The sequence below is a fragment of the Streptomyces sp. ALB3 genome, from assembly GCF_044385685.1.
Taxonomy (GTDB): Bacteria; Actinomycetota; Actinomycetes; order Streptomycetales; family Streptomycetaceae; genus Streptomyces.
Genome location: NZ_JBISCE010000041.1, coordinates 17,683 through 37,906, shown reverse-complemented (window position 1 = coordinate 37,906; position 20,224 = coordinate 17,683). Strand labels below are relative to the sequence as shown.

Sequence of the window (20,224 nt, the reverse complement as noted above, 5' to 3'; positions counted from 1 at the left end):
GACGTCCCGGCCGAGGACCGGGGTCCTAGGACCCCGGTCCGTACCGGCGGGCACCGCGGCCCCCTCGGATCAGGCGCGGCGCACCGTGATCGTCGTCCAGGCCCCGACGTGCACCTGGTCACCGTCCTGGAGGGGGACGGGGACATAGGGCTGGATCGGGTCCTCGGCGCCGTTGAGCGTCGTGCCGTTCGTGGAGTTCTGGTCGACGACGGCCCAGCTGCCGTCCGGCTGCTGCACCAGCACGGCGTGCTGGTGCGAGACACCGGGGTCCTCCGGCGGTACGGCCAGATCGATGTCGGGGGACTCACCCGTGCTGTGCCGACGGCGGCCGATGGTGATCTGGCCGCCGGTGAGCGGAAGATGCTGCTCAGGGGAGTACGCCGGCAGGTTGAGCCCGGTCGCCTCGGGACCGCTGCGCTGCATCATCGCCAGGAAGTAGTCGCGGTCCGGGGCGATGACGGCCGTCCAGCTGCCGGGCCCCTGGTCCCGTCCGCCCTGGGCGGGGCCCTGACCGGGGAACTGCTGCTGCGGGGGCTGAGGCGCCTGAGAGGCCTGCGGAGCCTGGGGCGTCTGCGGACCCTGCTGGAAGGCCTGCGGAGGCTGCTGCTGGGAGGGCGGCGGCAGCATCCAGTCGTCGCCCCCACCGGTCTGCGGCGCCTGCGGCCGCTGAGGCGCCGGAGGAGCGGACTGCTGCTGGAACGACGGCGGGGGAGGCGGGCCCTGCCGCTGCGGCTCGAACGGCGACGGAGAGCCACCCTGGGGACCGGGGCCGTGCTGGCCCTGCGGACCCGGGCCGTGCTGGCCCTGCGGTCCCTGCCTGTGCGGACCGGTGCCCTGCGGACCCTGGCCCTGCGGACCCTGGCCCTGCGGCCCGGGGCCGTGCTGGCCCTGCGACCCGGGACCGTGCTGGCCCTGCGGCCCGGGGCCCTGCGGACCCTGCTGGCCGGGGACCTGCTGGCCGGGCCTCCCCTGCGGATCGAACGGCGACGGAGGGCCCTGCGCCTGTCCCTGCTGTCCCTGCGCCTCGAAAGGCGACGGCGACTGCTGCTGGAACGACGGCGGCGGAGGCGGTCCCTGCTGGAAGGAGGGCGGGGGCGGCGGACCCGGGCGGCCGCCTTCCTCCGGCGAGAGCGGCTCGGCCGGCCGGTTCATCTGCGACGGCCTGGAGCTCTGGTACTCGAACGGGTCCCGCTGCTGCTGCGGCGGCGGTCCCTGCTGCGCCTGGAAGCCGGGCGGCAGGTTCAGGCCCTGCGGAGCCAGCGGGGTGTAGGACGTCGCCGTGTTCGTGAGGAAGTTCCAGCGGCACTCCTCGCAGTACGGCGCCATCGCCTCACGCGGGGTGCGGCACTGCGGGCAGAGCTCGGCCTGTGCGGTCGGCTCCCCGGCGCCGGGCACCTGCGGATATCCGTAACCGGGTGCGGGAGGCGGAGGCGGCGGGGCCGCGCCCGAGGGCGCGCCCGTCCCGGCCATGCGATGTCCGCAGACCTCGCACCAGTCCTCGGAACCCGACTGGTGTCCGTTCGGGCAGGTCGGCATGTCGGCGCTTCCCCCTCTCCTCGTCCGGCCCGGAGGCCGCCATGCTCGTCGGTGCACCGTCCGGTCGGCCTGGGCGGCTCTCCGTACGGTTGTGTGGTTGTCGTCCGTGTCGCTATTTCTTGACGCGAACCGTCTTGGTCGAGCGCGTTTCGAGTGTCATCTCGTCCGCTTCCGCGACCCTCGCTTTCAGTCGCACAGTACCGGTCGCCGCGTCGACGACGTCGACCACCTTCGAAAGCAGTTTCGCAGTATCCGCGTTCCCGGAGGCCGACGCGAGCTGCACGGCACGGCCCAGTTTCGCCGTCGCACCGTCGAAGTCTCCCGATTTGCGCGCATCCAGTCCCTGCTGGATGACCTGAGCCAGTTCCGCCTGTCCCGTGTAGTGAGCCACCTGCGGGTTGATCGAGGTGGACGCCGCCATGTCGTCCGTCCACACGGCACGCACGAGGCCCTGGGAGAGCGTCTGCGGCGTACCGCCCTCCGACGCGGCCGGCAGGATCAGCGAGACCCGGGCCGCCAGCATCTCCTGGCCGATCCCGGCCTCCGGGACCCTCACGCACACGTGGTAGTCCCGGGACTCGTCGCCCCAGGATCCGGTCGGATAGTCCCCCGCCCGCGGTCCCGCCACCGTGCGGCGGCCGGTCAGCTCGGCGACCGTGGGGGCCACCTGCTTGACGAACACGATCTCGACCCCGACGGGTGTCCAGAGCCGCAGGGCCACGTCCGCGACCTCCTTGCCCATCGCGTTCTCCATCATCCGCGTGAAGTCCGCGGCCAGGCCCGCCGGATCGGCGACGATGTCCGCCGTGCCGAGCAGGGCCGAGGCGATCGCTGTGACCTCCTTCACCTCCCAGTCGGTGCCGACACCCCGTGCGTCACAGGTGAACCGGCCCGCGCAGGAGTCCAGGGCGGCCCGCAGGTCCTCCGGGGACTCGTGCTCGTTGCGCCCGTCGGTGAGGACGATGCCGTGGCGGATGTCCACCTCCGCGGCTCCGAGCAGCCGGTCGGCCAGCCGCAGCCAGGTACCGATCGCGGTGCCCCCGCCCGCGCTCAGCCGGCGCAGGGCCTCCTTCGCCTGGGGCTTGGTCCGGGGGTCGGCCGTCGCCAGCCGCCCGTTGCCGGGGTACACGTCCTTGGCCACATGCGTTCCCGCGACCACGGCGAACCGTGTGCCGTCCCGCAGGGTGTCGATCGCCGCCGCCGTCGCGTCGCGCGCGTTGCGCATCTTCGTCGGGGGGTAGTCCATCGAGCCCGAACAGTCGACCATGAGCACCACGGCGGCATCCGGGGCCTGCCCCGGGACGCGCCCGGACGCCGGGGCTCCGCCGGCCAGCGGCACACCGCCGGTCGTTCCCCCGCCCGTCGACGTGACGGTCACGATCGCGTTGACGTCCCGGCCGCCCTCGGGCAGGAACTCGTTCTGGTAGACCTCGACGGAGAACTGCGGCACGTTGGACTTGGAGAAGTTGGCCATCTGATCGGCTCCTTGAGGCTCCACGAAAGTCAGACGAAGACAGAGGTGCGGTCGGGGTGCGGGACGGAAGGCGCGGGACGCGGGAGCGGGGAAGGCGCGAGGACGGGGCGGAACACCGGCCGGGCGCCGGCGGACCGGGTGCGGCTCAGGCCGATCCTGCCCCTCGCGCGGCCACGGCGAACGGCAGCAGCGCCACTGTTACGTTGTCGTGGCCCCCGCCGTCCAGTGCGTGACCGACCAGCACCTGGGCGCCGTGCAACGGCCGTTCACAGGCGTCGGCCGGCACCGCCGCCGCCATCTCCGCAGCCGCCTCCGCGTAGTTCCACAGGCCGTCGGTGCACACCACGACCAGGCCGGGCCTGTCCGGCTTGAACGAAGCGGTGTGCGGCTCCAGTTCGTAGGCGTCCGCACCCAGCCAGCCCGTGATGGCGTGGGCGCGCTCGTCGGCGTACGCCTCGGCCTCGCTCATCAGGCCCGCCGCCACCATCTGGGCGGCCCAGGAATCGTCCTCGGTGAGCCGGGCCGGCGGGTTGGACCGGTCCTCCGGGACCCAGTAGACGCGGCTGTCGCCCACCCAGCCGACGACCAGCAGACCGCCCGCCATGACGGCGCCCACCAGGGTGCAGGCCGGGGCGTTCTCCTGGCGGTGCTGATCGTGCTCCAGTGCCTGCCGGGGCTCCTGCGCCAGCGCGTTGACGGCCTCGGAGGCGGCCAGGATCGCCTCGTGCATCGCCTGCTGCGGGTGAGCGCCCCGGGGCAGCGACTCCAGCAGCGACTCGTTGGCGGCGCTCGCCGCAGCGGCCGACGCCTCGTCGGGGCGGCTCGCCGACGAGACGCCGTCGCACACGATCGCGACGACCGCCGGCGAGCCGTCCGGCAGGGCTGTGCAGGACACCGCGAACGCGTCCTCGTTGCGGTGGTGACGCAGGCCCCGGTCGCTGACCGCCGCCACCCCGCCGAGCTCCTGCTCCATGTGGTCGCGCTCACGGGGCTGGGCGTGGCCGCAGTTCTCGCAGTAACCGTCGGTGTCCACATGGCCCGAGCGGCAGGCCACACAGACCTTCACGCCCGCGGCCGGGGCACCGGCGGTGGCGTGCTCCGCCGTACGGGGATCGGGTGCGGCCAGTTCGAAGTCGCCCGAGGCCCCGTCCGGAGCGGCCGGAGCGGCCGGCGCGGCGGCCCGGGGAGCGTCCGGCTCGTCGAAGCGGACCGCCGTCCGGTCCGCCGTGGACAGGGGCCTGCCGCCCGAGTCGACTCCCGGGAGGTCGGCCGGGCGGTGCGTGGGTGCCGGCCGGTCGGTGCTGTCCGTCTCCGAGGCGGGCGGCCACTCCACCGGGGCGGCGGCAGGTGTCCCCGGGCTCTGCGCGGGCACCGTGATGGCGACCGTGGGGCGGTCGCCGGGCGGCGCCGGCACGGCCGAGAGGTCGTACCCGCACGCTCCGCAGAACCGGTCTCCCGGCTCCAGCGGTTCCTCGCAGCTGGGGCACCCCGGCAAGGAGGCCCGCTGGTGGCTCTGTGACATCTTCACACCCAGGTCCGGGGGCGGAGACGGTTGGCCCGCTCCACCAGTTCGATCCTCTCGTCGCCCCGCTGCGCGAGCCGGGCGAGCATCCGGTACGAGCGTTCGAGACCGAACCTGAGGCCCCGCTCGTCCAGCTCACTGCCCAGCACCGTCCCCGGCCCCACGGGCGCGGGGGAGGGCGGAGCCACCGGCTGAGCCGTGGGACTACCGGAGAGTACCCAGTCAAGTGCCCTCCCCAGAACCTCGGTCGACAACCGCTCACGTCTGACCGCGTCCAGGCCGTACCCCTGCAGTGCCGTCACCTGCGCGGCGGCGGCGACCAGATCGTCGATCAGAGGCTCCTGCGGGGCACGCTCACGGAGCCGGGCCCGCACCGCGGCCACCCGGGCCGCCGTGTAGTGGATCGACGACTCGGGCACCGACTCCAGGGTGCGTACCGCGGCCTCCCGGTCCCCGGCCGCGATCTGCACCCGGGCCAGCCCGAACGCCGAACTGACGAAGCCCGGGTCCGTCGCCCACACCAGGCGGTAGTACTCCGCGGCGTTGTCGAGCTGCCCCAGCACCTCCGCGCAGACACCCAGCGCGAGCTTCGGCGCGGGCTCACCGGGGAAGGCGTCGTAGACCGCGTCGAAGGACAGCGCGGCGATCTCGTGCTCCCCGGTCACCAGCGAGGTGATCCCGCGGTACCAGACGACCCGCCAGTCATCGGGGTGCTCCGCCTCCACCGCCGTCAGCACCCGCACCGCGGAGCCGGTCTCGTCCGTCTCCAGGCGGGCCCGGAGTTCACGCAGCCGTGTCTCCGGCGAGGCGGCGGGCACGGAGTGCAGGGCGGCGATCAGCTCGGCGGGCGCCGACCCCATCACCCCGGCGAGGAATCCGGCGTTCGGATCGTTCGGGTCCACCCGTGGGACCGGCAGCGCCAGCGAGGTCGCCCGCGCGTCGAACGCCGCGAGCCGGGGACCTGTGCCCGGGTACACGGCCGGGCCGGCCGCCGGGGCCCGGACCTCCGCGCGAGGAGCCGGGACCGGGGGCAGGGGCCGCACGTGGGCCGGCGCTCCGCCGGCTGCCCCGCCTCCCGTACCGCCCCGGACATGGGTGTCCGGCGCGTACAGGGGCGCGGCGCCGGCCGGCACGGCAGGCGGGGCGGGGGTGGCCGCCGGGGCCGGTGCGGGAAGGGGGGCCGCCGGGAGGGCCGCCGCACGGCGGCGTCCGAAGCGTCGCGTGCCCCCGGAAGGATCCGTCCGGACGCCGAGCAGCGACACCTCGTCGGTCAGCTCCGCGAACAACTCCGTGTCCGTCACCCGCGTCTCCACGCCGAACAGCGTCGAGAGCGCCGGTCGCGGACGCCCCGTCTGCAGGGCGACCACCTCGCGCAGCACACCCGTCAGCTGCTCCGCCATCTCCGTGGCCGAGGAGAACCTGCGGGCCGGATCCGGGTCCGTGGCCCGCACGAGCAGCCGGTAGAACGACTCGTACCTCCGGAACACGTCGATGTGGTCCGGATCGGGCAGCGAGTCCACGAAGACGTTCGTGTACCCCTGGAAGTCGAAGGTGAGCACCGCGAGCGTCCGCGCGACCGTGTAGAGGTCGGAGGCCACGGAGGGGCCGGCCTCGGCCACCTCGGGCGCCTGGTAGCCGACGGTGCCGTAGATGGCCGACTGGTCGTCGTCCATCCGGCGCACCGCGCCCATGTCGATGAGCTTGAGCTGGTCCTCGGTCTGGATCGCGTTGTCGACCTTGAAGTCGCAGTACAGCAGGTTGCGGCTGTGCAGGTGGCCGAGGGCCTCCAGTGCCTCGATCCCGTAGGCACAGGCCTGCTCGACCGGCAGCGGGTCCCGCCTCCCGGCCGGTGTACGGCGCTCGTTGGCGATCTCCTTGAGCGACTTCCCGCCGACGTACTCCATCACGATGTAACCGTCGAGCGAACCCGTGCGCTGGTCCAGGTGCTCGACGAAGTTGTAGATGCGGACGATGTTGGAGTGCTCGATCTCCGCGAGGAAGCGGCGCTCGGAGATGGCCGCCGCCATGGCGTCCTGGTCCCCGGTGTCCAGCAGGCCCTTGAGGACCACCCAGCGGTCGGAGACCGCGCGGTCGACCGCGAGATAGACCCAGCCGAGCCCGCCGTGCGCCAGGCAGCCCGCCACCTCGTACTGCCCGTGCACGATGTCACCACCGCGCAGCTTGGGCACGAAGGAGTACGGGTGACCGCACTTGGTGCAGAACCCCTCGGTGCGGCCCGGCCGTTCACCGCGCGACCGGCCCACCGGCGCGCCGCAGTCGGAACGCGAGCAGAACCGCTTCCGCTCGGGCACCTCGGGCTTCTCCATGACCGCGGTGTACGGATCGGGCCGCGGCACGTCGGGGACGAGGACGAGGCCCGCGCCCAGCCTCCCGCGGCCGGAGGCGGAGCTCGTCGAGACGCCGGAGGAGCGCACCGACACCGAACGGGAAGCGGAGCCTCCGGACAGCGAGCGGGAGAGCCGCCCGGAGACCGAACGCCGGGAGGTCGACGAGCGGGACGAGGAGCGCGCGGACGCCTGGGAACCGGTCCGCCGCGAGGTGCTGCCGCTCCCGCGGCCGGCGGCCGCCCTGCCGCCGCCGGCGATGCCGGTGGGCGGCGAACTCACCATGCCCGTCGGCGACACGACCGGGGCCAGGCCGCAGGTGTCGCAGTACAGCTCCCCGCCGCCCATGTCCTCGTACCCGCCCTCGCACGAGGGGCGCTGGCACTCCGTACTCATGGTGTCTCCCCCTGTCCGTCGTGGTCGTCCGGACGGCGCGGTGTCAGCAGGTCGGCGGCGGCCTGCTGGTAGCGCAGCACCGCCTGCCCGGCGACGCGCAGATCGCACGGTGCGCTCCACAGCATCCGGCGGGCGGCGTCGTACCGCTCGATCAGGAGCGGGTCCTCGGCCAGGCCGTGGCGGGCCACCTTCGCCTTGTAGGCGTCCAGCCTGCCGCGCAGCTCGGCCCGGACGGCGAGCGGCGCGGTGACGGACGTCAGCGACTCCCGGGCGCGCAGCAGTTCGTCCTCGGCCTCCCGCTCCAGCGAGTCGAGCAACGGCGAGAGCCGGTTCCACTGGGCGTTCCTGCGGTACTCGGACGCGGCGGCCAGCCGCTCCTGCAGCGCGGTCGGAGGCCCGCTGACGGCGGGCACCTCGGAGGCGGCGATCTTCGCCAGCACCTCACCGCGCGCGGAGCGGGCCTCCGAGAGCGTACGGTCCGCGCGGGACAGGACGTCACGCAGCCGGACCAGGCGCTGCTCGGCGTCCTGCCGGACCGCGAGGACCGCCTCGATCTCCCGGCGCACGTCCTCCAGGGCGCGGGCCGCCCGGTCGTAGCGTGCCGTGTCGGGCCGTCCGCCGCCGGGAGCCGCGCTGCCCGGGACCGGGAGCCAGAACGCCAGGGGGTCGGAGATCACCTGCACCCGAAGGGTGGTCAGCTCGTGGGTGATCGACTCCAGGTCGTCCCCGGCCGGGTGCTCCCCGGGCCGCACACCGACGGAGTGCGCCAGCGAGCGTGTGCGGCGCAGCTCGGCGGCGAGCAGGTCTATCCGGGCGGGCAGCGCCGACCACACGGAGTCGGCGGCGACGACCATGTCCAGCGAGCGGGCGTACAGGTCGTTCATCCGGGCGACCAGTCCCTCCAGCGTGAACCGCTCGGAGAGCCTGGCCGGGCCGCCGGCGGAGGACCCCGCGCCGGCCGCTCCCGGGTCGGCGACGGTCACACTGTCGCCGCGCAGCAGGTCGGTCAGGGCCACCAGGTCGTCCCTGCCGGGGTAGCGGCGCCTGGCCCTGATCTCCCGGGCCCGTGTGAGCGCCCCCGCGTAGGCGTCGAAGTACCCCCACAGCAGTGTGATCGACTGATCGGCGACCGCCCAGCGTTCCTTGGTCACACCGGTCAGGTCGGCGCCCTCCAGGAGCCGGCGGCCCGCGTGGTCCTGGAGCGCGAGGAGCGAGGTCTCGATGGCCTCGTGCTCCGCACCGAGCCGGGCCAGCGCACGGTCCGCCTCGTCCCGGTCCATGACCGGGCCGGGGGGCCTCCCCGCGAAGCCGGGGAAGGATCCCGCCACGCCCATCGATCACCTCTCCGTTCGTGCCGCCGGACCCGGGGGCCCGGACCGCGTCAGTTGCTCCGGTACTTCGGCGCCGGCGGGCCCTTGATGCCGGGCAGCCCCTCCGACAGCCACGTGCGGTACGACGTCATCCAGGGACTGGCGTCGCCGCCCCGGCGGTAGTCGTCCAGCACGTGGTTGACGCGGGCCACCAGGTCGTCGGCCCCGAGCTTCGCCGCGACGCCGTAGTACTCGGTGGTGAACGGCTTGTCGCCCTTGAGTTCCACCGCCGGGTCCTGGGCCGCCTGGCCTGCCGCCAGGGCGTTGTCCGTGACCACCGCGTCGACCTCACCGAGCTGCAGCCGGACCAGGCAGTCCAGCTGGTTGGGGACGGTCAGCCGGTCCTCGTCCAGCTCGGTCCCGTCGTGCTCGTCCTTGTAGACCGCCCCGAAGGACTGCTCGTCGAGCGCGTCGTACGCCGTCGAGCCCTCCGCCGTGCAGACCCGCTTGCCCTTCAGCGACGCGTCGTACCCGCTGATGTCCGACGCCTTGGGGGCCAGGACCTGCTGCCCCGCCTGGAAGTAGGCCGTGGAGAACGCGACCTGGCCGATGCGCTTGCAGTTGATCGTCATGGTGCGCACGACGACGTCGACCTTGTCGTGCTCCAGTGCGGCGACGCGCTGGTTCGTCGGAATGGCCCGGAAGATCACCGCGTCGCGGTCACCGAGGATGTCCTGTGCGACAGCGCGCACGAGATCGATGTCGAAGCCCTCGAGCGCACCGCTCTCCGGGTTCCGGTAGCCCCACTGGAAGCTGTTCTGGTCGACCCCGGCGATCAGCTTGCCGCGCTCCCTGATCCTTTGGACGCTCGGGCCGTCGGCGTCCGACGCCGGCACGCTGGCCTCCGGGTCCTCGCACTCCTCCGCCGTGGCGGGCACCGCCGGGGCGGCGCCGTGGCCCGCGCTCCGACCGCCGAACGTCCCGTCGCCGTGTGCGAGCGGCAGCAGGGTGAGCGAGGCCGTGACGGCACAGGCCACCGCCATGCCCGTCACACCGCCCCAGCCGCGCAGCCTGCCGCGCGCCGCCCCTTTCGCCCTGGTCATCCCTCGTCCCCTCACCGGTACTCCGAGAGCCTGCGGTTGACCCCGACGATCGCGGCGACCGCTCCCAGCACGGCCAGGACGGCGGCGCCGGGCGGCAGCCCGCCCAGTGCCCTGCGTCCGTCCTCGGCCGCCCCGTCGAAGTCGTCCTGTTCGAGGGCGAGTGCCTGCTCCAGCGCGTCGTCGACCTTCTCGAACGACTCACCCGTGGAGTCCTCCGCGCCGATGATCTGCCGCAGAGCACTGTCGTACTCGCCCCGGTCGTCCGTCGCCCTGGCCTTCCTGTGGCGCTCCTGCCACTCGGACACGGTGTCGATCGCGACCGCCACCGGCTTGCTCCCGGTGTCGTCGTCGGCGAGCTCCTCCGCGCTCTCGAGCTGAGCGCCCAGAGCCTTCATACCCTTGCCGTAGTCGGTCTCGTACTGGTCCCGTGTGCCGTCCGGGGTGAGGACCGCGCCTCGGGCGACCAGGGTGAGGTTCTCATTGGCCCGTGCCTTCAGGGAGTTGATCCGGGCCTTGTTGAGGACGTCGAGCGACGACTGCCCGTGCGCCATCGCGCCGTGCAGCTCGGCCCTGGCGACCGTGTGCCCCACGGCCAGCCACAGCAGCACGACCGTGGCCGCGGCGGTCGCTGCGACCAGCCCGCGGTTGAGGACACGGTTCGTCCTGCGGTAGTTGCGCCGTTGCGTCCACGCCAGCGCCGCCAGCGCCAGGAGCCCGGCGGCGAGCGAGAAGAAGGGCCACTGCCGCGCGTCGGCCGAGTCGGTGCGGAGCCGGCCGGTCTCCGCCGTGTACAACCGCTCGGCAGCCGGGAGGAGTTCGGTGGTCATCTTCTGGTTGGCGTACCGGAGGTAGGCGCCGCCGAGCGGCAGCCCCTGCCGGTTGTTGGCCCTGGCCCGCTCGACCAGCCCCGTGTACTCGGGGAGCAACTCGCCCAGCGTGGTGATCTCCTGGTACGACGAGGACGAGGCGTCGGTGCTCGCCGCGGCCTTCACCAGGAGGCGCGAGGCCTCGTCGATGTCCGCCTCGTACCGGGCGTGCACGTCCGCGGGCTCCTCGGCCCCCGCCAGGAAGCCGCTCGCGGCCATGGTGTCGGCGTCGGCCAGCGAACGGTAGATGCTCGCGGCGTCCGCGCTCAGGGGCTGGCTCCGCTTCACCACGTCGTGGGCGGCCGAGGCCCGCGCGGAGATCTCCAGGTAGGTGACCGCTCCGAACACCACCACCAGCAGGGCCAGTGCCGCGCCGATGATCTGCAGCCTGCCCGGCTCGGTCGTCGCGGCGGCGCGCAGCCGCTCGACGGCCACGGACGGCACGCCACGGCGCTGCGGGGGTACGACCAGGGGCACGGACGACTGATCCGGCTCCGGCTCCCGCAGCGCGGACCCGCTCGGCGGGTATGTCACTTGACCTCCCCCTCGGTCACTGACGACGGCCGGATCCCCCGGCCGGCCGGGGACGACTGGTCCTGGCCAGAAGTATGGCCCCCGGAACCACCATCCACCAGGAATGCCCGGATCCCGCGTCGTTCTCCCGTATTCGATCAGTACGAGCGCGGGCGATCAAGGCGATAGGCCGGACGCGTCACGAGGCCACCCCCGGAAGTGAACTGTCCCCCCACCATGAACACGTCCGGGGCGCCCGCACGGTTCCCTGACACGAGAGGCGTCCCGTGGCGGTACCGCCACGGGACGCCCCTCGACCGCCGGCCCTCAGGCGTACTGGGCCCGCAGCCTGTCGTGCGCCCCGGGGGCGGCCCCCGTGTGGTCCAGCCCCAGCAGCGCGGCGCCCAGGACCGGGGGCGCCGAGACGACCTTGACCACCGCCTTCGGGGCCCGGACGGCGAGGAGTTCCGCGATCCGGCCGTCGAGCGCGGGGTGGCGGGCCGCCAGCACGCTGCCGCCCAGCACCACCGGCACCTCCTCCTCCAGCAGGCCGAGCCTGGCCAGCGACACCGAGGCCATCGCCACGATCTCGCCGCCGAGCCGGTCCACCAGACCACGCGCGACGGGGTCGCCGGCCGCGCCGGTCGAGAACAGTACGGGCGTCAGCTCGTGGCGGCGGGCGTACGGGATGTGCCCCAGGTGCAGCGCCTCGATCAGCGCGTACATCGAGTCCAGTCCGAAGTGCCCCGGCAGGGTGCGCGCGAGCTCGGTCGGCTCACCGCGGCCGTCCTCGGCCCGCGCGGCGAACCACATCGCCTCCTCCGCGAGCCCCGAACCACCGCCCCAGTCACCGGACATCCGGCCGATCGCCGGAAAGCGGGCGGTGGCGCCGTCCGGCCGCATGCCGACGCAGTTGATGCCGGCGCCGCACACCACGGCCACACCCCGGGGCTCGTCGACCCCCGCACGCAGTATCGCGAAGGTGTCGTTGCGCACCTCGACGGTGCGGCCCCAGCCCCTGGCATCCAGCGCCTCGGCCAACTCCCGCTCCTCCACCGGGAGGTCGGCGTTGGCCAGACAGGCCGAGACGTGGTCGACACCGTCCACCCCGGCCCGCGCGAGGGCGGGGGCGACCGCCTCCGCCAGCCCGTCCACGGCCGCGTCGACGCCGACGACCGGCGGCTGGAAACCCCCGCCACGCGCCGCGCCGAGGACCGAGCCGTCGGCACCGATCACGGCCACGTCGGTCTTGCTGTTGCCCGCGTCGATCGCGAGCACATGTGCGGTCAGGCCCACGCCAGGTGCTCCCGGTTGTGCGCGATCAGCCTGTCCGTGAGCGCCTCGGCGTACTCGAACTGGCCGACGAGCGGATGCGCCAACAGCGCCTTGAACACCCGGTCCCTGCCGCCGCGCAGCGCGGCTTCCAGGGCCAGGTCCTCGTAGGCGGTGACATGTCCGATCAGCCCGGCGAACAGGGGATCCAGCGCGGGCACGGCCAGCGGCGTGGCGCCCGTGCCGTCGACCCGGGCCTGGACCTCGATCACCGCGTCGTCCGGCAGGAAGGGCAGCGTCCCCCTGTTGTACGTGTTGACGACCTGCACCGGGGGACCGCCCGCGCCGAGCAGCGAGGACGCCAGGTCCACGGCCGCCTCCGAGTAGAAGGCGCCGCCGCGCTTGCCCAGCAGCGCGGGCTTCTCGTCCAGGGCCGGGTCCCCGTACATCTCCAGGAGTTGCTTCTCCATCGCGGCGACCTCGGCGGCTCGGGAGGGCTTCGTGCCGAGTTCCCTCACGACCTCGTCGTGCGCGTAGAAGTACCGCAGGTAGTAGGAGGGGACCACGCCGAGGCGGTCGACGATCTGCCGGGGCATGCGCAGGTCGCCGGCGACGGCGTCGCCGTGCTCGGCGAGCAGCTTCGGCAGGACGTCCTCACCGTCCGGGCCGCCCAGGCGGACGCCGAGCTCCCACGTGAGGTGGTTGAGCCCCACGTGGTCGAGGTGCACCTCGGAGGGCGTCACACCCAGCAGCGTGGCGAACTTGCGCTGGAAGCCGATGGCCACGTTGCACAGGCCGACGGCCTTGTGCCCGGCCTGGAGCAGCGCCCGGGTGACGATCCCGACGGGGTTGGTGAAGTCGATGATCCACGCGTCGGGATTGGTGCGGCGCACCCGCTCGGCGATGTCGAGGACGACCGGGACCGTCCGCAGCGCCTTGGCGAGACCGCCCGCGCCGGTGGTCTCCTGGCCGACGCAGCCGCATTCGAGTGGCCAGGTCTCGTCCTGGTCGCGGGCGGCCTGCCCGCCGACGCGGAGCTGGAGGAGAACCGCGTCGGCGTCCGCGATCCCGGCGTCCAGGTCGGAGGTGGTGACGATCCTTCCCGGGTGGCCCTGCTTGGCGAAGATCCGCCGTGCCAGGCCGCCGACCAGCTCCAGCCGGTCGGCCGCCGGGTCGACGAGCACCAGCTCCTCGACCGGCAGGGTGTCCCGCAGCCGCGCGAAGCCGTCGATCAGTTCGGGGGTGTAGGTGGACCCGCCACCAACTACTGCGAGCTTCATTCTCAGCCCTTTACTCCGGTGAGGGTGACGCCTTCTACGAAGGCCTTCTGTGCGAAGAAGAACACGATGATGACCGGCGCCATGACGAGCAGCGTCGCGGCCATGGTCAGGTTCCAGTTGACCGAGTGGGCGCTCTTGAAGGATTCCAGGCCGTAACTCAGTGTCCAGGCCCCGGGGTTCTGCGCGGCGTAGATCTGCGGGCCGAAGTAGTCGTTCCAGCAGTAGAAGAACTGGAAGAGCGCGACGGCCGCGATGCCGGGCCTGGCCATCGGTACGACGATCTTGAGGAGGGTGCGGAACTCGCCGCACCCGTCCACCTTCGCCGACTCGATGTACTCCTGCGGGATGGTGAGCAGGAACTGCCGCAGGAGGAAGATCGAGTAGGCGTCGCCGAACGCCATGGGGATGATCAGCGGCCACAGCGAGCCCGAGAGGTGGAACTGCTGTGCCCACACCAGGTACATCGGGATGATGACGACCTGCGGCGGCAGCATCATCGTGGAGATGACGAGGATCATCGCCGTACGCCGCCCGCGGAAGCGGAACTTGGCCAGCGCGTAGGCGACCGGCACCGACGAGCACACGGTGAACACGGTGCCCAGCAGCGCGTACATCAGCGAGTTGCGCCACCAGTCGAGGAAACCGGGGGTGTGGAACACGGTCGCGTAGTTCGACCAGTTCCAGGAGGCGGGCCACAGGTCGCCGCTCATCGCCTGCCCGTCGCTCATCACCGAGGTGAGGAAGACGAAGACGAACGGCAGGACGAAGAACAGCGCGAGCGCGACGGCCACGGAGTGGACCGCGATCCAGTGCAGGAGGCGCCTACGGCGGTGTCCGGCCGCGTCGGAGCCGCTCGCGCGGCTCGGCACGGCGGTGTCCGGCCTGGTCAGGGTGGTGGTGGTCAACTCAGTCCTCCGCCGGGATGAGGCCGACGCTCTTGCGCATCAGCAGAAGGGTGACGGTCATGGCAATGGCGAAGAGCACGAGGGAGAGCACGCACGCGGCACCGGTGTTGAAGTTCTGGAACCCCATCGAGTACACGAGCTGCGGCACCGTCAGGGTGGAGTGGTCCGGGTAGCCGGGCTGGATCACCGTGCCGGGACCGATCGAGACGCCCGAGGCGAGCTTCCCCGCGACGAGTGCCTGCGTGTAGTACTGCATCGTCTGCACGACGCCGGTGACGACCGCGAACAGCACGATCGGGGTGATGGCGGGCCAGGTGACGTAGCGGAACTTCGTCCAGGCGCCCGCGCCGTCCAGCTCGGCTGCCTCGTACTGCTCCTTCGGCACGTCCAGCAGCGAGGCCATGAAGATGACCATCAGGTCGCCGATGCCCCACAGGGAGAGCATCACCAGCGAGGGCTTCGACCAGGCCGGGTCGTTGAACCAGCCCGGGCCCCGTACACCGATCCACGACAGCATCTCGTTGACCGGCCCGGTGGAGGGGTTGAGGAGGAAGACGAAGGCGACGGTCGCCGCGACCGGGGGTGCCAGGTACGGGATGTAGAAGGCGGTCCGGAACAGCCCGACCCCCGTTTTGACCTTCGTGATCAGCAGGCCGATGCCGAGGCCGAAGACCACGCGGAGCGCGACCATGACGACGACCAGCCACAGGGTGTTCCACAGGGCGGGGCCGAAGAGCGGCATCTGCTCCAGCACGTACCGCCAGTTCCGGAGCCCGACGAAGGTCGGCTCCTTGATCTGGTTGTAGTGCATGAACGAGAAGTAGACGGTGGCGATCAGCGGGTAACCGAAGAAGACCGAGAACCCGACCAGCCAGGGCGAGAGGAAGCCCAGGGTGCGCAGCCGCTCGCGGTTGCGCTTGCGCCGCAGGGGGGTGTTGCGGGCGGCCCCTCCGGTGGGGTCCGCCGAGGTGAAGAGGGAAAGCGCCATGACCCGGCTCCTCAGTTCTGCGACTGGACGTTGTCGGCGTCGATCTGCTCGTCGAGCTCCTTCAGGGCGCGGTGCAGGTCCTTGGTCCTGCCCGCCTCCACGGAGTGCGAGAAGTCGCCGAACGAAGTGATGTACTGACCGCCGTTGTTCGAGGGCGGGACCGCCTGGCTGTGCGGATTCCGGGCGATCTCGATGAAGGCGCGGAAGGCGGGGTCGGCGTCCAGGCCGGGGGATTTGAGCGCGGCGAAGGTGGACGGCACGTTGTGGATCGCGTTGGCGAAGCGGACGACCGGTTCGGTCTCGACCGTCAGGTACTTCACCAGCTCCCACGCGGCGTTCTGGTGCCGGCTGCTGTGCGCGATACCGGCGACGGTGCCTGTCAGGTAGCCGCGCCCGTACGTCTCCGCCTGGTCGTCCGGGACCGGCAGCGGGGCGACCCCCCAGTCGAACTCCGCACCGGCCTCGTCGAGCATCAGCCCGCGCCACTCACCGTCCAGGTGCATGGCCAGCCTGCCGGTGAGGAAGCCGTTCTGGGACGACATCTCGTCACCGAAGCCGGACCGGAGCCTTTCCAGGGCCTGGTAGCCGCCCTGCGCGTCGGCCAGACCGCGCATGGTCGTGAAGAACTGTTCGGTCTCGGGCTCGTCGGCGAGCCTCGCCTTGCCCTCGTCGTCGAAGTACTGCGGGCCCCACTGCGCGAACATCCGGTCGGGGGCGTTCTGGTAGAGCTGGAAGTTCGGCATGAAGCCGGCGCGTTCGATGGAGCCGTCCTTCTTCTTCCGGGTCAGCCGGGCAGCGGCCGCCTCCAGCTCGGACATGGTGCGCGGGGGCCGGGTGATCCCCGCCTCCTCGAAGGCGTCCTTGTTGTAGTACATGCCGAACGCGTCGGCGAGCAGGGGCGTCGCGCACTGCACGCCTTCGTACCGGGTGTAGTCCAGCAGGGTCTTCGGGAAGACCTTCGTCTTGTCGATCCCGCTCTTCTCCATGAACGGGTCGAGGTCGGCCCACATGCCGGAGGAGCAGTACTGGCCGACGTTGTTGGTAGTGAACGAGGTGACGACGTCGGGTGCGTCGCCGCCACCGGCGCGCAGGGCCTGGTTGATCGTCTCGTCGCTCACGTTGCCGGTGGAGACGACGTCGATGTTCGGGTGGAGCTTCTCGAACCGGGCGATGTTCTCGTCGATCGCCTCGACCTCACCGGGCGCCGACCAGCCGTGCCAGAACTTCAGCGTGACCGGTTCCGTGGGGTCGTCGGTGTTGCTGCCGGTACTCGGATTGGCGCAGCCGGACAGCAGCAGCGCGGCTGCGCCGAGCGCCAGGGGCACGCGGGTACGAATGCGCCGGAGCGCCATGGCGGACTTCCTTCGCGAGGAGGGGGCGGGGTGCGGGGGCGGCCCCGACGGGGCATGGGGGTGCCGTACGCACCGCCACGGACGGGCGGCACGGGGGCGGGTGTGCGTGGTCAGGCCGTGTCGAAGACGCTGTCGCGCGCCTGGGAGAGGGCGGTCCGCAACGCGCCGGTCAGGATCGGATCGCCGTCGATGTCGCTGATGCGGAGCAACGGCCTCGGCAGGGCGAGACCGGTCATCTCGGCCTCGACCCGCTTGCGGAGTTCCTCCCCGCCGGCCTGGGCGACGAGGCCGGAGAGCACGACCAGTTCGGGGTCGACCACGGCGACCACGGAGGCGAGCCCGACGGCCAGCCTGCGGGCGACCTCGGCGCGCACCGACTCGTCGGCGAGGGCTTCGGCCAGCGGCCGGCCTCCGGCCAGGCCGCGCACGGCGGGGCCGGACACCTGGCTCTGGAAGCCGCCTCCCGCGTCCGGACCCGCCCAGTCGGCCGCGCCGCCGCGGGCGAGCGGGGCACCGGGCAGTGGCATGTAGCCGATCTCCCCGGCGCCGCCGGTGGCGCCGCGCAGGAGGGTGCCGCCCAGCACGATCGCGGCTCCGACACCCTCGTCGAGCCAGGCGAGCACGAAGTGGTCGTGGTCCTGCGCGGCGCCCTCGTACTGCTCGGCGACGGCGGCGAGGTTCACGTCGTTCTCTATGACGACCGGCCTGCCGACCACCTCGGCGAGGTCGGCGAGCAGGGTGCGTGAGTGCCAGCCCGGCAGGTGGGGCGCGTAGCGCAGCTGCCCGGTGTGCGGGTCGATGGCGCCCGGAGTGCCCACCACCACGGCCGCGAGGTCCTCGTGGCCGAGACCGGTCGGCCGCAGGGCGCCGTCCACGGCCTCGGCGACGAGCTGCGCGGTCCGGTGGCGTACGTCCTGTGCGACGGCCTCGGCCTCCACGCGGCAGGAGCCGACCACCGCGCCGGTGATGTCGGCGACCACCGCGTCGATGCCGGTGGGCCCGACGGAGAGCGCGGCGACATGGCCGGAGGCCGGTTCGATCTCGTAGAGCACGGCGTTGGGTCCGGGGCGCCCGCCCTGGCTGCCCGTGGAGCGGACCAGCCCCGCGTCCTCCAGGCGCGCCAGCAGCTGGGAGGCCGTGGGCTTGGAGAGTCCGGTCAGCTCGCCGATCCGCGTGCGGGTCAGGGGCCCCTGGGTGACCAGGAGATCGAGCGCCGCCCGGTCGTTCATGGCGCGCAGCACGCGGGGGGTACCGGGGGTGTTTCCGGCCATGAGCGACGTACCGCCTTCTGTTAGGAAACTTTCCTATCGATGAGGACGGTAGGGCGACGGCATGAGGCCGTCAATGGGAAGCGCCCCCGAGGCAACCAAAGCGTTACCTGCGGGGGCGCTGTGTGCGGGCGTCCGGCGTCACTTCGACAGATTGGCCGGAGGCGGTGCTATCGGGGTGGCCGCCAGCGACTGCGGTGACGTCGCCGACGCGTACGCAGAGGGCGCGGCCATCGCCGCCGTCGGGTCGGCGGTGGACTCCCCGTCGGCCTGGAGGGGGAGTGTGCCGATCATCCGGATGCCGGCCGCGTCCAGTGCCTGCTTGACGCGCCAGCGCAGCTCGCGCTCGACTCCCAGCGACTTGCCGGGCATGGTCTTCGCGGTGACCCGTACGGTCATGGAGTCGAGCAGCACCGCGTCGAGGCCGAGGACCTCCACCGGTCCCCACAGCCGCTCGGACCACGGCTCCTCCTTGGTCATCGTCTCGCCCGCCTCGGTGATCGCCTTGCGGACCAGTTCCAGGTCCTCCGTCGGACGGACCGTGACGTCGACCCCGGCCGTGGACCAGCCCTGGCTGAGGTTGCCGATGCGCTTCACCTCGCCGTTGCGGACGTACCAGATCTCGCCGTTGTCACCGCGCAGCTTGGTGACCCGCAGGCCCACCTCGATGACCTCGCCCGAGGCCACACCCGCGTCGACGGTGTCGCCGACGCCGTACTGGTCCTCCAGGATCATGAAGACGCCGGACAGGAAGTCGGTGACGAGGTTGCGCGCACCGAACCCGAGGGCCACACCTGCCACCCCCGCCGAGGCGAGCAGGGGCGCCAGATTGATCTGGAAGGCGCCCAGGATCATCAGGGCCGCGGTGCCGAGGATCAGGAACGAGGTGACCGAGCGGAGCACGGACCCGATGGCCTCGGAGCGCTGGCGGCGGCGTTCCGCGTTGACCAGCAGGCCGCCGAGGGCCGTGCCCTCCACCGCCTGGGCGCTGCGGTTCATCCGGTCGATGAGGTTGGTCAGGGCACGCCGGATCAGGTAGCGCAGCACGATCGCGATGGCCGCGATGAGGACGATACGGAGACCGGTGTTCAGCCAGGTGGACCAGTTCTCCTCGACCCAGCCTGCGGCGTTCCCGGCCCGTTCGGCGGCTTCGTCCAGCGAGCCTGCGGCCCCGGGTGACGGAGCCGCGGCCAGAAGGGCGGACAGGGACACGGCGGGGACCTCCAGGTGGGACGACAGCAGACCAACCACAGTAACGAAGCGGGGGGTGTGGTTCGTTGCCGTCGGCGGGGGAGAGACACGTCTCACCCGGCTGCCCCCGGCGTGTGGCCGGTCCCACAGCGGGACCGGCCGCCCTGCTGGGGCGCCCCTTCCGGTGGGCAAGGGCCCGCGGGCGCCCGGTCCGTGAGAAAAATCCCTCCGGCCCGTTACCCCCACGTGGTGGCGCTCGGAGCAGGCATGAGGAGAGACTGAGATCGGATCGTCCCGGCGCGAGCCACGCGTCGCCGGCGTACAAGGAGGCATCCACCGTGCCGCACGTCCTGGTTCTCAACGCTTCGTACGAGCCGCTCGGCGTCGTACCGCTCCGCCGCGCGCTCGTCCTCGTCCTCGAGAACAAGGCCATCTGCCTCGAGGAGTCCGGCGCCTTCATGCACAGTGCCACCCGTGCCGTGCCGGCGCCCAGCGTGGTCCGTCTCAAGCGGTTCGTACGGGTCCCCTACCGGGGGCCCGTCCCACTCACCCGCCGGGCCCTCTTCGCGAGGGACGGCGGGCGCTGCATGTACTGCGGGGCCGCCGCGACCAGCGTCGACCACGTCATCCCGCGCAGCCGGGGCGGGCAGCACGCCTGGGACAACGTGGTGGCGGCCTGCCGCCGCTGCAACCACGTCAAGGCGGACCGGCATCTGCCCGAGCTGGGATGGCGGCTGCGCCACCAGCCGGCACCGCCCAGCGGTCTCGCCTGGCGGATCATCGGGACCGGGCACCGGGATCCGCGCTGGCTGCCCTACCTCCAGCCGTTCGGCGCGGACGACGTGATGGCCCGGATCGACGGCGTCTCCGCCTGAGGTACCGGGCCTTCGGCGTCCCCGGGGC

General features: G+C 72.4%; 15 protein-coding genes. 1 reads left to right on the top strand and 14 read right to left on the bottom strand.

Translation table 11 applies throughout. The features are described from left to right. Nucleotides 1-69: 69 nt before the first annotated feature. The 14 genes from ACHFIV_RS26690 to ACHFIV_RS26625 form a co-directional block, all read right to left on the bottom strand. Nucleotides 70-1,536 carry an FHA domain-containing protein gene (locus tag ACHFIV_RS26690; protein ID WP_398974033.1) on the bottom strand — a complete coding sequence of 489 codons (1,467 nt, stop codon included), beginning with the start codon at nt 1,534-1,536 and terminating at the stop codon, nt 70-72. 112 nt (nt 1,537-1,648) lie between these two features. Beyond that, nucleotides 1,649-3,010 carry a vWA domain-containing protein gene (locus tag ACHFIV_RS26685; protein WP_398974029.1) on the bottom strand — a complete coding sequence of 454 codons (1,362 nt, stop codon included), beginning with the start codon at nt 3,008-3,010 and terminating at the stop codon, nt 1,649-1,651. Between the two features lie 145 nt (nt 3,011-3,155). Then, nucleotides 3,156-4,532, bottom strand: coding sequence for a protein phosphatase 2C domain-containing protein (locus ACHFIV_RS26680; protein ID WP_398974026.1), 1,377 nt, complete (start codon nt 4,530-4,532; stop codon nt 3,156-3,158). 2 nt (nt 4,533-4,534) lie between these two features. After that, nucleotides 4,535-7,273: a serine/threonine-protein kinase gene (locus tag ACHFIV_RS26675; protein WP_398974023.1), complete on the bottom strand. Its 2,739-nt coding sequence runs from the start codon at nt 7,271-7,273 to the stop codon at nt 4,535-4,537. Further along, on the bottom strand, nt 7,270-8,607 hold the full coding sequence (locus ACHFIV_RS26670) for a hypothetical protein (RefSeq protein WP_398974019.1): 1,338 nt from the start codon (nt 8,605-8,607) through the stop codon (nt 7,270-7,272). Before ACHFIV_RS26670 ends, ACHFIV_RS26675 begins: the two co-directional genes overlap by 4 nt. A 47-nt stretch (nt 8,608-8,654) precedes the next feature. Beyond that, on the bottom strand, nt 8,655-9,686 hold the full coding sequence (locus tag ACHFIV_RS26665; RefSeq protein WP_398974012.1) for a glutamate ABC transporter substrate-binding protein: 1,032 nt from the start codon (nt 9,684-9,686) through the stop codon (nt 8,655-8,657). A gap of 11 nt (nt 9,687-9,697) precedes the next feature. Further along, the gene (locus tag ACHFIV_RS26660; protein WP_398974009.1) at nt 9,698-11,086 is read right to left on the bottom strand and encodes a hypothetical protein; all 1,389 of its coding nucleotides are present in this window, start codon (nt 11,084-11,086) and stop codon (nt 9,698-9,700) included. A gap of 306 nt (nt 11,087-11,392) precedes the next feature. Further along, a complete protein-coding gene (locus tag ACHFIV_RS26655) occupies nt 11,393-12,361 on the bottom strand; it encodes an N-acetylglucosamine kinase (RefSeq protein ID WP_398974006.1) in 969 nt (322 codons plus the stop codon). After that, nucleotides 12,352-13,617 (bottom strand): 6-phospho-beta-glucosidase, encoded by a 1,266-nt coding sequence (locus tag ACHFIV_RS26650; protein WP_398974003.1) that lies wholly within the window; start codon nt 13,615-13,617, stop codon nt 12,352-12,354. The genes ACHFIV_RS26655 and ACHFIV_RS26650 overlap by 10 nt, the downstream gene beginning before the upstream one ends. Nucleotides 13,618-13,619: 2 nt before the next feature. Then, complete coding sequence (locus ACHFIV_RS26645) at nt 13,620-14,522, bottom strand: carbohydrate ABC transporter permease (RefSeq protein WP_398974000.1); 903 nt, start codon at nt 14,520-14,522, stop codon at nt 13,620-13,622. 1 nt (nt 14,523) lies between these two features. Then, on the bottom strand, nt 14,524-15,510 hold the full coding sequence (locus ACHFIV_RS26640) for a carbohydrate ABC transporter permease (protein ID WP_398973997.1): 987 nt from the start codon (nt 15,508-15,510) through the stop codon (nt 14,524-14,526). 11 nt (nt 15,511-15,521) lie between these two features. Further along, nucleotides 15,522-16,862 (bottom strand): ABC transporter substrate-binding protein, encoded by a 1,341-nt coding sequence (locus tag ACHFIV_RS26635; RefSeq protein WP_398973994.1) that lies wholly within the window; start codon nt 16,860-16,862, stop codon nt 15,522-15,524. A gap of 110 nt (nt 16,863-16,972) precedes the next feature. Further along, nucleotides 16,973-18,133, bottom strand: a complete 1,161-nt coding sequence (locus tag ACHFIV_RS26630; RefSeq protein WP_398973991.1) for an ROK family transcriptional regulator — start codon at nt 18,131-18,133, stop codon at nt 16,973-16,975. Between the two features lie 138 nt (nt 18,134-18,271). Continuing rightward, nucleotides 18,272-19,342, bottom strand: a complete 1,071-nt coding sequence (locus tag ACHFIV_RS26625) for a mechanosensitive ion channel family protein (RefSeq protein WP_398974820.1) — start codon at nt 19,340-19,342, stop codon at nt 18,272-18,274. 317 nt (nt 19,343-19,659) lie between these two features. Here ACHFIV_RS26625 and ACHFIV_RS26620 point away from each other — a divergent pair, with 317 nt between their 5' ends. Beyond that, entirely contained in the window at nt 19,660-20,196 is a 537-nt protein-coding gene (locus ACHFIV_RS26620) for an HNH endonuclease (protein ID WP_104785722.1), read from the top strand. The last annotated feature ends 28 nt before the right edge of the window (nt 20,197-20,224 follow it).